The following is a 14,057-nucleotide window of genomic DNA, read 5'->3' as shown; positions in this document are numbered from 1 at the left end:
GGCTGCCGAAGCCGGTCAGATCACCGCTTCGATGAGAAACGGCCCACGCCTGGACAGAGCGCTGTCCAGCAGCGCGTCGAACCGCTCGCAGGTATCGGCTCGTGCCGCTTCCACGCCCATGCCTTTGGCCAGGCAAACCCAGTCCAGCGCGGGATGGTCGAGGTCGAGCATGCGCCTGGCATTCTCGCCGATCGCATTCACGCCGACATTGCGCATCTCGCCATGCAGGATCGCGTAGGTCCGGTTGGAGAACACGATCGTCACCACGTCGAGATTTTCCCGTGCCTGCGTCCACAATCCCTGCACCGTGTACATGCCGCTGCCATCGGCTTCGAGATTGATCACCTTGCGATGGGGACAGGCGACCGCCGCTCCGGTCGCCATCGGAATCCCGCCGCCGATCGATCCGCCGGTGCCCATCATGTAGTCATGCGGCGCGGCAAAGGCGGACAGGGCGAAGAAGCGCCGTGCCGAGGTGACCGCTTCGTCGCAGACGATCGCATCCGCGGGAAGCTTTCGCGCCACCGACAACGCGATGGCATCGTCCGTCAGCTTGCCGCTCGGCGTTGATTCGTCAGGAAAGGCGGTTGCGAACACCGTCTGCTGCGACGGTTTCACGCCAAGCTCGTCGCGAAGCGCTTCCAGCGCCGCATGCAGGTCTTCGCCATGGGCGGCCAGCGTCAGCACCTGGCAGCCTTCACGCACGAGCCGGCCCGGCTTTCCCGGATAGGCGAAGAAAGCGACCGGCTCTCTTGCCCCGACCAGCACCAGCACGTCGATATCCTTGAGCACCGCGATCGCGGCATCGACCGGATAAGGGATGCGTGTCGGCGCCGCACGCCCGCGGCCACGTTGCATCCGCGCGATCAGAACCTCGCTGAACAGACGGACGTCACCGGCTGCCGATATCTGGCCGGCGATTTCAAGCGCATCGGCCCGCGCCGCGCGCCCGCTAACGATCATGCCGACACGGCCCGGAGCGGCACGGATAGCATCGGCAACCTTTCGCACCACGTCCAAGTCTGCAACTGGCGGCGGCGGCAGGACGACACGGCCCGGCGAAGCCGGGCTGGCGCCGCCCCAGGCTGCGTCCGCGGGCAGGATCAGCGTCGTGACGCCCGGCGGCGTGAGCGAGGCGCGAAAAGCCGCCTCCGTCGCCGGCTGGACATCGGCTGGCCCCTCGATGCGGCGAACCCATTTGGACATCGGCGCCGCAAGACCCTCTATATCGCTGGTGAGCGGGGCATCGAGCGGCAGATGATAGGACGCATGGTCGCCGACAATGTTGATCATCGGCGTCTTTGCGCGCCGGGCGTTGTGCATGTTGGCGAGACCATTGGCCAAGCCCGGACCGGTATGCAGCAGTGTCGCGGCGGGACGGTCGGTCATGCGCGCATAGCCGTCGGCGGCACCTGTCACCACGCCCTCGAACAGGCCAAGCACGCAGCGCATCTCCGGCTTGCGGTCGAGCGCCGCGACAAAATGCATTTCCGAAGTGCCGGGGTTGGCGAAGCAGACATTCACATCGTTCGCCAGCAGCACGTCACACAGGACATCGGCACCATTCATGAGAATTCTCTCCCGTCGACGATCAGGAACAATTCCAGGAAAAGTCTGAAGCGGCTTTCCGTCCGGAATTGCGTCAAAACAAACAGACGGAGCAATTGCACCCGCACATGCCCCAGCAGCAATATCCCGCCGGCACTTTTGGTCTGATCCAGCTCCGAGGCGCGGATCACCCCACCGTCGATTTCAGGAACGCCAGCGCGGCGGCCGTCAGCGCGTCGCCGTCCTTGCCGAAATCGCTGTTGATCGACATGTGCGTATAGGCGCTGCCATCGAACAGCGTGACCTTGGTGCCCGTGGCCCGCAGCCGATCCGCGAAGGCCCTGGAGTCCTCGCCGCGCCCCGACGCCCCCGAATAGGCTATGAATGTCGGCGGATGCTTGCGACCGTCGACATAGGTGGCCGGCGACAGTGCTACCCATTGCGCCGGATCGGAAAAGACACGGGCATAGGCCCGCACCATGCCGCCATTCTTGGAAAGTGCCGCGAGGTCATAGGCCCTTGTATCATCGAGAAGCAGCGCCGCGACGCCAAGCAGGCCGCCGCGCATGCCGGTCAAGGCAATGAGATGGCACCCGGCCGAATGGCCCATCGCCACGATGCGGTTCGGATCGCCGCCATGCTCGGCGATGTTGGCCCGCACATAGGCATAGGCCTTCTCGACATCGCCAGCCTGGGTGGCCACGTCGGCGTCCGGCAGCATGCGGTAGTCGATCGACACGAAGCAAAAGCCGTTGGCGAGCAGGAAGGCGGGCTTGTCATGAACTTGTGAGCGCTTGCCGAATTCCCAGGTGCCGCCATGGACGAAAAACACCACAGGCAGGCCGCGCGCGCCATCGGGTGCATAGATGTCGAGCTTTGCCGGCCCATAGTCGAAGGTCTGTGGGGTTGGAGACGGTTTGCCCAGGGCAGCGAACGCTCTAACCGGCAGCAGCGTCGTCATCGAAGCCAAAAGCAGCGTTCGCCTGTCGATCATCGTCATCTCCCGGCTATGCCCTCGGTGAAAATGCACCTTGGCGCCGCGAAGTTCCAATGAATGATTTGTAACGTACTGGCTGTCGTCCCTTATGCGACCGGCCTGATCCTCAGCCTGGCGATACGGTTCTTGTCGCGCTTCATGACGATGAAGCGCTTGCCGTGGAACGTAAAAGCCTGCTTCTCGTCCGGGATCGACTGCGTCTCATGGATCACAAGGCCGGCGATGGTCGTGGCTTCCTCGTCCGGCAGGTTCCAGTCGAGCGCCCGGTTGAGATCGCGGATCGGCACGGTGCCGTCGACGACCACCGAGCCATCGGCCTCCTGCTTGACGCCCTGGATATCGACATCGTGCTCGTCAGCGATCTCGCCGACGATCTCCTCGATGATGTCCTCCAGCGTCACCAGCCCTTCGACCTCGCCATATTCGTCAACGACGACAGCGAAATGCGCCTTGCGGCGCAGGAAGGCGTTGAGCTGTTCCTGCAAGGTCGTGGTGTCCGGCACGAACCAGGGTTTCGAGGCGATCTTCATCACGTCGATCCGCGAGAAATCGTTGCCGACATCGTTCAGTGCCCGCAGCAGGTCCTTGGCGTGCAGCACGCCCACGATGTTGTCGAGCGACCCCTTCCACAAGGGCATGCGGGTGTGCGGGCTCTGCAGGATCTCGCGCACCACCGCTTCCGGCGGATTGTCGGCATTGACCGAACGCATATTGGTGCGATGGACCATGATATCCGACACTTCGAGCTCGGCGAGGTCGAACAGGCCGCCGACACGGTCGCGGTCTTCCCGGACCACCTGGCCGTCACGCCGGAAATCGTCGACCGCGCCGCGCAATTCGGCCTCGCTCGAGCGATGTGGCTCGATGCGCAGCAATTCATATCCGAAGATGGCAAGCAGACGCGTGCGAAAGATGCAGGCCAAAAGGATGAGGCCGGCAAGGACAGCGACGACGATCCAGCCGGTCTCGTTCATCCCGGACAGCTTCCTTGCTGGCCCCTACGGCCCTGCTGGCCCGGATGGTTCTCTTTCAGGAAGGACAGCACTTCGGACGCCGGCACGTCCTTGGCGATGAAGGACTGGCCGATGCCACGCGTCAGGATGAAAGTCAGCGCGCCGCGCGACACCTTCTTGTCCTGGGTGATGAAGGACAGCAGCATCTCGGCGTCCGGCAACTCGCCGGGAATATCGGCCATGCGCCAGGGCAGCCCGACGGTGCGCAGATGCGCCTCGACCCGCGCCGCGTCATCGGGACTGGCCAGGTTGAGCCGTGACGAAAAGCGATGTGCCAGCGCCATGCCGATGGCGACGCCCTCGCCATGGACGAGGCGGGCGCCGTCATACTGCGTGGCGGCCTCAAGCGCATGGCCAAAGGTATGGCCAAGATTGAGCAGCGCCCGGTCGCCGGTCTCGAACTCGTCGCGGGCGACGACATCGGCCTTGGCGCGGCAGGCCTCGGCGATGGCCTCGACCCGCTCCGGCCCGCCGGCGAAGACTTTTGACCAGTTCTGCTCCAGCCAGGCGAAGAAATCAGGACGGTCGATGAGCCCGTATTTGGCGAGCTCGGCATAACCGGCGCGGAATTCGCGGATCGGCAACGTGTCGAGCACTTCGGTATCGGCAAGCACCAGCTTGGGCTGAAGGAAGACGCCGACGAGATTCTTGCCGCGCGGGCTGTTGATGCCGGTCTTGCCGCCGACCGAGGAATCGACCTGCGCCAGCAGCGAGGTTGGTATCTGCACGAAATTCATGCCACGACGCACGATACCGGCGGCAAAGCCGGTGAGGTCGCCGATGACGCCGCCGCCGAGCGCGATGACGACATCGCCGCGCTCCAGTCTGGCCGCCAGCACGCCGTCAACGACCTCTTCGAGATGCGCAAAGCTCTTGGTCTTTTCGCCCGGCGGCATAGTGATAACGGCGGGCTTGATGCCGCCCTTCGCAAGCCCGGCCTTCAATGTCTCGAGATGCGCGGCCGCGACATTGTCGTCGGTGACGACAGCGGCGCGCGTGCCCGGCAGGCGCAGTGAGATCTCGCTGCCGGCGCGCGACAACAGGCCGGGGCCGATCAAAATGTCGTAGGTCCGGTCGCCAAGCCCGACTTTCACGGTGACGGGTGTAACCTCGCTCATGACTCCACCTCACCAGTCGTGGCGGTTTCGGCAACGCCGAGATGGCTGCAAAGCGCGTTCACCACCTCGGCCGCGATGACCTCCTTGCGGTCGTCGCGGGTCGGCACGGTGAGATCGGCTGTCGCATAGACCGGATAGCGCTCGGCCATCAGCCGTTCCAGCACTGCACGAGGATCGGCGCTTTTCAAAAGCGGCCGGTTCTGCTTCTTGGACACCCGTTCCATCAACAGGTCGAGCTCCGCCTTCAGCCACACCGAGATGCCGTGAGCGGCAATGGCCTCGCGCGTCTGCGGGTTCATGAAGGCGCCGCCGCCGGTCGACAGCACCTGCGGGCCATTCTCCAGCACGCGCAGGATGACCCGTTGTTCAAGCGCCCGGAACTCGGTTTCGCCATAGCGCTCGAACAGTTCCGGAACGGTCATGCGCGAGACGCTTTCGATCTCATGATCACTGTCGAGAAAGGGCAGCGACAGCATCGTCGCCACCTTGCGGCCGATCGCGGTCTTGCCCGCGCCCATCAAGCCGACAAAGACGATGGAACGGTTGCCCAGCCGACCGAGCAGCGCGGCATGGCTCTCGCCAGGAGGATTTGCTGGTAGCGCGTTCATACGGGCCCTCTTTGCCGGCGTATCGACATCAAAAGCCTGTTTGCGTCAAGCGTCGTGCTGGCCACGCTTCGTCCTTGAATTGGCCGGAATGGCGTCCCATAAGGGCACAGGGTTTGGAAACACAGAACAAGAAGACGGGCGAAGATTGATGCCGACACTGTTCCGCTTTGTCGTGACAACAGCGATTCTGGCCGGCATTGCCTATGGCACGATGTTCGCGCTGGCCATGTTCGTCGAGCCGAAAAAGGCGGAGATGAGCGTGCGCATCCCGCCGGAAAAGCTCAATCCCAAGAAAAGCTGACAAAGAAAAGCTGATCCCGAAGAATGAACAGCGCCGCCCGCATCGAAGCCTTCCTGGAAATGATGAGCGCCGAGCGGGGCGCTGCCGAAAACACGCTGTCTTCCTATCGTCGCGACCTCGAAGACGCTTCGCAGGAGATCAAGGGCGGACTTGCAGGCGCCGCCTCCGACGATATCCGCGCCTATCTCGATGAGATCGCCGCGCGCGGCTTCGCTGCCACCTCGCAGGCGCGCAAACTGTCGGCCATCCGGCAATTCTTCAAGTTCCTCTATGCCGAGGGCCTGCGCGGCGACGATCCGACCGGCACGCTGGACAGTCCGAAGAAGGGCCGGCCGCTGCCAAAGACGATGAGCGAGGCTGATACCGGCAGGCTCATCGACCGTGCCGCGGCCGAAGCCGGCGACGCCTCATTGAGCAACAGCGACAGCCTCGCGGCCTTGCGCCTGCACGCGCTGGTCGAAGTGCTCTATGCCACGGGTCTGCGCGTTTCCGAACTTGTCGGCCTGCCGGTGACGGTGGCGCAGCGCGACGACCGCTTCTTCATGGTGCGCGGCAAGGGCGACAAGGAGCGCATGGTGCCGCTCTCGGTCAAGGCGCGCGTCGCGATGCGGGCATGGCTCACCGCCCGGGCGACGGTGCCGGCCTTCGCCAACAGCCCGTTCCTGTTTCCGGCCGCGTCCGACAGCGGCTTTCTCTCCCGCCAGGTTTTTGCCCGCGATCTGAAGGGGCTGGCGGCCAGGGCCGGTATCGCGGCCGCCAGGATATCGCCGCACGTGCTGCGCCATGCCTTTGCCAGCCACCTCCTGCAGAACGGCGCCGACCTGCGCGCCGTGCAGCAATTGCTTGGCCACGCCGACATTTCAACCACCCAGATTTACACCCATGTGCTGGAGGAACGGCTGGTGCGGCTGGTCAACGATCATCATCCGCTTGCCGACTAGACCTCATATCGCTATGTGAGGGCGACGTTCCACCGCTCGGAACCGCCAATTCCAGGTTCCTACAATCCATAGACTTCCGGCGTATCGGTCCGCTCAAGAATGTACAATTACCTCGATTTCGAAAAACCGGTTCAGGACCTTGAGGGCAAGATCCTCGAGCTGAAGAAGCTTGCCGAGAACGGCGAGGCCGTCGATGTCGGCGACGAGATCAGCCGCCTAGAGAAGCGTTCGCGCGATGCGCTGCGCGATGCCTACAAGGCGCTGACGCCATGGCAGAAGGTGCAGGTGGCGCGCCATCCCGACAGGCCGCACTGCGTCGACTACATCAAGGGACTGTTCACCGATTTCACGCCGCTGGCCGGCGATCGCAATTTCGGCGAGGATCAGGCGATCGTCGGCGGTTTCGCGCGTTTCCGCGGCGAGCCGGTGGCGATCATCGGGCAGGAGAAGGGCTCCGACACGGCCAGCCGCCTGAAGCACAATTTCGGATCGGTGCGCCCGGAGGGTTACCGTAAGGCGGTGCGGCTGATGAAGCTGGCCGACCGCTTCAATATCCCGTTGCTGACGTTGGTCGACACGGCGGGCGCCTATCCCGGTGTCAACGCGGAAGAGCGCGGTCAGGCGGAAGCTATCGCTCGTTCAACCTCGACCTGTCTCGGCCTGAAAGTACCGTCGATCTCGGTGGTCATCGGCGAAGGTGGCTCGGGCGGCGCCATCGCGATCGCCACCGCCAACCGCGTCTACATGCTTGAACACGCCATCTATTCGGTGATCTCGCCCGAGGGTGCGGCTTCGATCCTGTGGCGCGACACGACCAGGTCGAAGGACGCGGCGACCAACATGAAGATCACCGCGCAGGATCTCCTTGAACTGAAAGTCATCGACGCCATCATCCCCGAGCCGCTCGGCGGCGCCCATCGGGGCGCCGACACGGTGATTGCCGCCACCGGCGACCTCATCGCCAAGACGATGAAGGAATTTTCCGGCGCCAACACGGATTTCCGCGAGCAACGCCGCGAGAAATACCTGGCGATGGGCCGCAGCCTGTAGGCTGCGCCCCCGAAGCTCGAACCTTATCCATACGACAATGTGACGCGCACGCCCGGTCGCATCGCGGCCTGCCGATTGCAATGTGGCATCGCGCACCAATTTCGCCACAAAAATGCCGCCGCCTTCAGCTCAATGAGATTGCCGTTAGGGGACACGCTGGCGCTTGCGGTAAGGAATTTTCAAGGTTAACGAGCTTAAGGTCGTTAATGTTCAATGAAGCAGCCTGGTTTGCAGAAGCCGTGGCGCCAGACAAGAGACGATAGCGATACCCATGCTTGCCAAGCTTGCCCGCACCGGAATCCTGATCGCCGCGCTTGGCGTCGCCGGCTGCAACGACTCCTCGATGAAGAATTTCGCGCCAGAGGCCAACAAGCCGCTGCCGGACAAGATCCTGGCCGACATGAAGGCCAAGGGCATGGTCCGCACCTCTTCTGTGATGGCGCGCATCTTCAAGGAAGAGGGTAAGCTGGAGATCTGGAAAGCCAAGACCAACGGCCGCTACGACATGGTGGCCAGCTATGACATCTGCAAATGGTCGGGCAAGCTCGGACCGAAATACACCGAGGGCGACCGCCAGGCGCCCGAGGGCTTCTACACGGTCCGCCCGTCGCAGATGAATCCGCGTTCGAACTACCATTTGTCGTTCAACATAGGCTTTCCCAACGACTATGATCGTGCCAACGGCCGCACGGGCCAGAACCTGATGGTGCACGGCGCCTGCTCGTCATCGGGCTGCTATTCGATGACCGACGCGCAGATCGAGCAGATCTACGCTTTCGGCCGCGACGCTTTCCAGGGCGGCCAAACCGAGTTCCAGGTCCAGGCGTTTCCGTTCCGCATGACCGCCGCCAACATGGCGCGCTATCGCAACGACCCGAATTACGAATTCTGGAAGATGCTGAAGGTCGGCTACGACAATTTCGAGGTCACCAAGGTGCCGCCGAAGGTCGACGTCTGCGAGAAGAAATACGTCTTCAACCAGGTTGCCGCCGACGGCCAGACCTTCAACCCGACCGGTGCATGCCCGGCGACCACGCAGCCTGATTCGCTGAAGAGCGCCTTCAACACCTATCAGAGCACCTATGACGCGGCGTTCAACAGTGCGCTCAAGGCAAGCGTACCACCGCCCAAGCCGACAATTGCCGGCATCAAGGAAGCCAGCATCGTATCCGACTGGACGAAGAAGCGTGCCCGTGGCGAGCGCGTGCCGATCGATCCGCCGTCGCTCAATTCCGACGGCTCGGTGACCGAGACGGCGCGCATGGGCCGCATCGATTCGCCCGCCGGCCGCAAGATGGCCGCCCTTGACGCGGAAAAGGCGGCCAAGCAGAAGGCCGAGGAACAGAGGCTTGCCGCCATAGAGGCAGCCAAGGCCGCGAAGGAAGCCGCCAAGGCGCAGGCCCTTGCTGAAAAGGAAGCGGCCAAGGCCGCCAAGGAGGCACCTGTCGCCACCGCCACCATCGCCGCTCCCTCCGAAGCACCTGTGGCCGAAGCACAGTCAGCGAGCGCCGATGAGAGCCGAGTGACAAAGCTGAAGAACAAGCTGCTCGGCATGTTCGGCGGCTGAGGTTATCGCGTTGGCCGCGGATGGCATATACGACCTCAAGGGGCTGAACTGCCCCTTGCCCGTGCTCAAGGCAAAGAAGCGGCTGGCCGGGATGCGTCCGGGCACCCGGGTGTGGCTCGAAACCACCGATCCGCTCGCGGTTATCGATATTCCCGCGTTCTGTGCCGACAGCGGCCATCATCTGGTCGAAACATCAGCCGTTTCCGGGGGACACCGTTTTCTGGTCGAGCGCGGCGAGACCGTCTGAACTCGGCGCTGCCCCTCATCGCCCTGCCGGGCACTTCTCCCCGTATAGTGACGGGGAGAAGGACGCCTTCACTCCTGATTTCGCCAATCTCCAGCGTTACAAAAAAGGCGCTGAGGGCGCGACAGCTCCCTTCTCCCCGTCACTATACGGGGAGAAGGTGCCGGCAGGCGGATGAGGGGCAGTGCGGCATTTCGAGATCGAAAGCCCTACCGCCCGGCAATCGCCAGCGGATTGCTTTCCAGCGCCGCGCGGTCGGGCGTATCGATCGACGGCCGGTTGGCGAAGGCGGCAAACAGCCGGCGCACATAGTCTTCCGGCATGTCGAGCGTGATCAGCACCAGTCGCGTACCGCGCTGGCCATCCGGCCAGGACGCCAGTTGTACCGGCGGATGCAGGATCTTCTGCACGCCATGGATCACCAGCGGCCGCATCGGGTCTTCCCGCAATTCGATGACGCCCTTCATGCGCAGCAGGCGCTCGCCATGCGCGGAGCGCAACAGGTCGAGGAACATCTCGATGGCCGAAAATGGCACTGGTCCGTCATGAACCAGCGAATAGGACCGCACCCGGGTATCGTGATGATGGTGATGCCCATGGTCATGGGCATGATCATGCCCGTGATCGTGATGGGCTTCCTCGCCCAGCCAGCGCCGCACGTCGGCGGATTTGGTCGCCGGATTGTAGAGGCCGCAATCGAACAGCGCCGCCACGCCCGTTTTTCTATCGCCGGCATCGAGCACCTCGGCGCCCGGATTGAGCTGCCGCAGCCTGACCCGCAAGGCCTCGATGTCGCCGGGATCATCCGCCAGATCGGCCTTGGTCATCACGATGCGGTCGGCAACGGCCACCTGCTTGACCGCCTCGACATGGGCGTCGAGGGTCGCATTGCCGTTGACGGCGTCGACCAGCGTGATGACGCCGTCGAGCCGGAAAGCCTGGACAAGTGCCGGATGCGCCATGATTGACTGCAGCACCGGCGCCGGATCGGCGAGACCCGTGGTCTCGACGACGACGCGGGCGAGACGGGCGATGCGGCCGGTCTGCAGCCGATCGACGAGATCGGCCAGCGTGTCGACCAGTTCGCCGCGCACCGTGCAGCAGAGACAGCCGTCCGACAGCTGGATGATGCCGTCGGAGGCCTGCTCGACCAGCAGATGGTCGATGGCCACCTCGCCGAACTCGTTGATGATGACTGCCGTGTCGGCCAGCGCCGGGTCCTTGAGCAGGCGGTTGAGCAGTGTCGTCTTGCCGGCGCCGAGAAAGCCGGTCAGCACCGAGACGGGGATAGGAAAGCCATTGTTCATCGGCATCTATCGGGCCGTTTCAATTCTTGGCCGGCTGGTCGCCCTGCACCGCAACGGCGCCCGACACGATCGGATCGGCACCGGCCGGTGCCGGCCTGTCTGGCCGCCAGCTCGGAAGCGGCACATCGGCATATTCCTGGCTGGACTGAGCAAGCAGCGCCTTCGGCGCCGGGCCGGTTGCGCCGCCGAGACCGACGGCGACCAGCGTCGGCACATGGTCGAGTTTTTGCTGATAGAGCGACTTCGGCGCATCCTTCTTGGCGACCGGCGGCGGGGCTTCCGACTGCTCCTCGGCGGCCTTCTTCTTGCAGATCTCGTCCTGCATGTCGTTGACCGCGAGCGTATCGCCATAGGACGCCAGCGTGGCGACGGTGGTCGAGCCGGCGGTTGGCGTTGCAAAACCCTCGTCGAGCAGTTTGGCGGCGGCCTCCGCGCGGCTGACGGCGGATTTTTCGCCGAGCACCACGGCAACCAGCGTGCGGCCGTTGCGTGTCGCCGACCCGATCATGTTGAAACCCGAAGGGCAGACGAAGCCGGTCTTCATGCCATCGGCTCCCGGATAGCGGCCGATCAGCAGATTGTAGTTCGAGATGGCCTTCTTGCCGACGGCGAGACCCTCGATCGAGAACCACGGCGCATATTGCGGGAAGTCGCGGCGCAGTGCGATCACCAGCACAGCGAGATCGCGCGCCGTCGTATACTGTTCCGGCGAAAACAGCCCGTTCGGGTTGACGAAATGCGTACCTGTCATGCCGAGCCGCTGCGCCTCGACGTTCATGCGATCGGCGAAGGCCGACTGCGAGCCGCCGACATTCTCACCCACTGCCATGGCGATGTCGTTGGCCGATTTGACCAGCATCATCTTCAGCGCGTTGTCGAGCCGCATGACCGAGCCCGGCTTGAACCCCATCTTGCTCGGCGGTTCGCCGGCGGAGTGCTTTGTCACCTTGATCGGCGAATCAAGCTGGACCTCGCCGGCGGCGATGGCACGAAACGTCACATAGGCCGTCATCAGCTTGCTCAGCGACGCTGGATACCAGCGCTCGAAGGCATCCTGGTGCTGGATGATCTTGCCACTGTTCAAGTCGAACAGGATCACTGGATTGGCCTGCGCCGACCCGATCAGTGCCGGCAGCGCGACCGCGCCAGCAAACAATAGTTTCAGGAAATGCCTGTGCCACATGGTGAAATCCGAAATCGCCTCTTGCCGTAGTCGCCCCTGGCTCCGTAAGATTTCGTTACCGGATGGCCAGCATAGTGGATCCGACCCTCTCCGGATCCGTTGTTGCGGTGCTATTTATCCTATGTGACGCCAACATGGCAAAGCGCCTGACGATCACGATTACAAAGTGGCAAGCGGAAACCGCCTGCTCGAACAGTGAGATTGAATCATGCCAATCCTGAACCGCGCCGCCGAAATGCAGGACGAAGTCGCCGGCTGGCGCCGCCATATCCACCAGACGCCTGAATTGAACTTCGATGTCTTCAAGACCGCGGCCTTCGTCACCGAGAAGCTGAAGGAATTCGGCTGCGACGACGTGGTGACCGGACTTGGCAAGACCGGCGTCGTCGGCATCATCCACGGCCGCCGGGGCAAGGGTGCGACCATTGGCCTGCGCGCCGATATGGACGCGCTGCCGCTCAACGAGATCACCGGAAAATCCTATGCCTCGACCATTCCTGGAAAGATGCATGCATGCGGCCATGACGGCCATACCGCAATGTTGCTGGGGGCAGCGAAATATCTCGCCGAGACGCGCAACTTCGCCGGCTCGGTCGCGGTGATCTTCCAGCCGGCGGAAGAGGGCGGCGGCGGCGGCAATGAAATGGTCAAGGACGGCATGATGGAGCGTTTCGACATCGGCAAGGTGTTCGGCATGCACAATATGCCGGGCCTGGCGGTCGGGCAGTTCGCCATCCGTCCGGGTCCGATCATGGCGGCAACCGCCGAATTCACCATCACCGTCAAAGGCAGGGGCGGCCATGCCGCGATGCCGCACGGCACGATCGACCCGATCGTCATCACCAGCCAGCTTGTCGGCGCGCTGCAGACCATCGCCTCGCGCAGCACCGACCCTGTCGAGGCCGTGGTGGTCTCGGTGACGAAATTCCATGCCGGCGACGCCTACAACATCATTCCCGAATCGGCCGAGATTGCCGGCACCGTGCGAACCCTGAAGAAGGAAATCGCCAAGAAGGCGGAAGAGCGCATCCGCGCCATCTGCGCCGGCTTGAGCACTGCGTTCGGCGCCAAGATCGACGTCGACTTCCAGTCGAACTACCCTGTCACCTTCAATCACGCGGACGAGACGGTCTTTGCTGGCGACGTCGCCGCGGTGGTCGCCGGCGACAATCATGTCCACCGCGCCATCCAGCCAGTGATGGGCGGAGAGGATTTCTCCTACATGCTGGAAGCCCGCCCCGGCGCCTTCATATTCATCGGCAATGGCGATACGGCGGGCCTTCACAACCCGGCCTATGATTTCAACGACGAGATCATCCCACACGGCATGAGCTACTGGGTGAAACTGGCGGAGACCGCGCTCGCCGCGTGACAGGCAGCGCCGGTCAACGATAGCGGCCGGCGCAAACCTCCCCGGATATGACCGTATTCGGCCCGCCATGGCACCCGGGCCGAGGCATCGGACGTTAATCCCCGCGAAACAAAGGGCCTATTGCGTTCGGCCTGCCTCTTGGCGAAACGGTCCGAAGCGGCTATGTGTCGGGCCGCGTGGTCCCGTAGCTCAGTAGGATAGAGCGGCAGATTCCTAATCTGTAGGTCACAGGTTCGATTCCTGTCGGGATCACCACGTAACCCGCTGTTTTATAATTCATTTTCCGATAGATCGGCCGTTTCGTGCCGCTTTCCGTCATCACCAGGCAACGCAAACCTTGAATTAGACGCGTCTGGCCTTGGCCTTCATGCGCTGGAGGTCTCGCCTCGGTCTTGCGCCAGAGCGCGAGCAGCGTGTTGGGCGTAGCGCGCCTTTTGCTGGTCTTTCTTCGTGATTGGACCGCCCTGGCCATACGAGCGTACCGTCCCCGCATCGCTGACAACTGGCAAGGGCGTCGGCGGCAGAAAGAGACCACAGATGCTTTCGCCCCGGGAGGTCGAAAGCGATGTACGATCAGCAACCGCCTCAATCCATCCAATCCGTAGAGGTCGTCGACGCCATGGGCGAGTGGTTCGTCTTTATCTGCGAGGGCAACGGCGAACCCGTTGTCCAGCCATTCGGCATCGAGAGCTATGCGCGCGCCTACGCCGAGGGCCAGCGGATTCGGCTTGGGCTGGAACGTTTCACTACCATCTAGGCCGCATCAGGCCAGCAGCAGCAAGCCATAGGGACGCGTCAGGACGCGCTA

General features: G+C 63.3%; 14 protein-coding genes and 1 tRNA gene. 8 read left to right on the top strand and 7 right to left on the bottom strand.

What is annotated here, in order from left to right; translation table 11 throughout:
- Positions 1 to 15: 15 nt before the first annotated feature.
- The 5 genes from ABVQ20_RS32935 to ABVQ20_RS32915 form a co-directional block, all read right to left on the bottom strand.
- Positions 16 to 1,569 carry an acetolactate synthase large subunit gene (locus ABVQ20_RS32935; RefSeq protein ID WP_354463941.1) on the bottom strand — a complete coding sequence of 518 codons (1,554 nt, stop codon included), beginning with the start codon at positions 1,567 to 1,569 and terminating at the stop codon, positions 16 to 18.
- 166 nt (positions 1,570 to 1,735) lie between these two features.
- Complete coding sequence (locus ABVQ20_RS32930; RefSeq protein ID WP_354463939.1) at positions 1,736 to 2,542, bottom strand: alpha/beta hydrolase; 807 nt, start codon at positions 2,540 to 2,542, stop codon at positions 1,736 to 1,738.
- Positions 2,543 to 2,631: 89 nt separating this feature from the next.
- Positions 2,632 to 3,519 carry an HlyC/CorC family transporter gene (locus ABVQ20_RS32925; protein WP_354463937.1) on the bottom strand — a complete coding sequence of 296 codons (888 nt, stop codon included), beginning with the start codon at positions 3,517 to 3,519 and terminating at the stop codon, positions 2,632 to 2,634.
- Positions 3,516 to 4,676, bottom strand: a complete 1,161-nt coding sequence (gene aroB, locus ABVQ20_RS32920) for a 3-dehydroquinate synthase (protein WP_354463936.1) — start codon at positions 4,674 to 4,676, stop codon at positions 3,516 to 3,518. The genes ABVQ20_RS32925 and aroB overlap by 4 nt, the downstream gene beginning before the upstream one ends.
- A complete protein-coding gene (locus tag ABVQ20_RS32915) occupies positions 4,673 to 5,284 on the bottom strand; it encodes a shikimate kinase (RefSeq protein WP_354463934.1) in 612 nt (203 codons plus the stop codon). Before ABVQ20_RS32915 ends, aroB begins: the two co-directional genes overlap by 4 nt.
- Positions 5,285 to 5,432: 148 nt before the next feature.
- Between ABVQ20_RS32915 and ABVQ20_RS32910 the strand changes: the two genes are divergently transcribed.
- The 5 genes from ABVQ20_RS32910 (at position 5,433) to ABVQ20_RS32890 (ending at position 9,390) form a co-directional block, all read left to right on the top strand.
- Positions 5,433 to 5,585 carry a histidine kinase gene (locus ABVQ20_RS32910; RefSeq protein ID WP_354463932.1) on the top strand — a complete coding sequence of 51 codons (153 nt, stop codon included), beginning with the start codon at positions 5,433 to 5,435 and terminating at the stop codon, positions 5,583 to 5,585.
- 23 nt (positions 5,586 to 5,608) lie between these two features.
- Complete coding sequence (locus ABVQ20_RS32905) at positions 5,609 to 6,526, top strand: site-specific tyrosine recombinase XerD (protein ID WP_354463930.1); 918 nt, start codon at positions 5,609 to 5,611, stop codon at positions 6,524 to 6,526.
- A 99-nt stretch (positions 6,527 to 6,625) separates the two neighbouring features.
- Positions 6,626 to 7,576 carry an acetyl-CoA carboxylase carboxyltransferase subunit alpha gene (locus ABVQ20_RS32900; protein WP_354463929.1) on the top strand — a complete coding sequence of 317 codons (951 nt, stop codon included), beginning with the start codon at positions 6,626 to 6,628 and terminating at the stop codon, positions 7,574 to 7,576.
- Positions 7,577 to 7,847: 271 nt separating this feature from the next.
- On the top strand, positions 7,848 to 9,143 hold the full coding sequence (locus ABVQ20_RS32895; RefSeq protein ID WP_354463927.1) for a L,D-transpeptidase family protein: 1,296 nt from the start codon (positions 7,848 to 7,850) through the stop codon (positions 9,141 to 9,143).
- A 10-nt stretch (positions 9,144 to 9,153) separates the two neighbouring features.
- Positions 9,154 to 9,390: a sulfurtransferase TusA family protein gene (locus ABVQ20_RS32890; protein ID WP_354463925.1), complete on the top strand. Its 237-nt coding sequence runs from the start codon at positions 9,154 to 9,156 to the stop codon at positions 9,388 to 9,390.
- A 206-nt stretch (positions 9,391 to 9,596) separates the two neighbouring features.
- Here the strand turns inward: ABVQ20_RS32890 and ABVQ20_RS32885 are convergent, their stop codons facing one another.
- Both ABVQ20_RS32885 and ABVQ20_RS32880 read right to left on the bottom strand, forming a co-directional pair.
- Positions 9,597 to 10,694 (bottom strand): CobW family GTP-binding protein, encoded by a 1,098-nt coding sequence (locus tag ABVQ20_RS32885; RefSeq protein ID WP_354463924.1) that lies wholly within the window; start codon positions 10,692 to 10,694, stop codon positions 9,597 to 9,599.
- A 19-nt stretch (positions 10,695 to 10,713) separates the two neighbouring features.
- Complete coding sequence (locus ABVQ20_RS32880; RefSeq protein WP_354463922.1) at positions 10,714 to 11,877, bottom strand: D-alanyl-D-alanine carboxypeptidase family protein; 1,164 nt, start codon at positions 11,875 to 11,877, stop codon at positions 10,714 to 10,716.
- A 208-nt stretch (positions 11,878 to 12,085) separates the two neighbouring features.
- On the opposite strand from ABVQ20_RS32880, the gene ABVQ20_RS32875 reads away from it, so the two are divergent.
- The 3 genes from ABVQ20_RS32875 (at position 12,086) to ABVQ20_RS32865 (ending at position 14,006) form a co-directional block, all read left to right on the top strand.
- Positions 12,086 to 13,249 (top strand): M20 aminoacylase family protein, encoded by a 1,164-nt coding sequence (locus ABVQ20_RS32875; protein ID WP_354463921.1) that lies wholly within the window; start codon positions 12,086 to 12,088, stop codon positions 13,247 to 13,249.
- A gap of 178 nt (positions 13,250 to 13,427) precedes the next feature.
- Positions 13,428 to 13,504: transfer RNA gene (locus tag ABVQ20_RS32870), tRNA-Arg, on the top strand.
- Between the two features lie 310 nt (positions 13,505 to 13,814).
- The gene (locus ABVQ20_RS32865) at positions 13,815 to 14,006 is read left to right on the top strand and encodes a hypothetical protein (protein ID WP_354463919.1); all 192 of its coding nucleotides are present in this window, start codon (positions 13,815 to 13,817) and stop codon (positions 14,004 to 14,006) included.
- Positions 14,007 to 14,057: the final 51 nt, after the last annotated feature.

The sequence above is a fragment of the Mesorhizobium shangrilense genome, from assembly GCF_040537815.1.
In the GTDB taxonomy this organism is placed as follows: domain Bacteria; phylum Pseudomonadota; class Alphaproteobacteria; order Rhizobiales; family Rhizobiaceae; genus Mesorhizobium; species Mesorhizobium shangrilense.
This window is presented reverse-complemented; position numbering and strand designations above follow the sequence as displayed.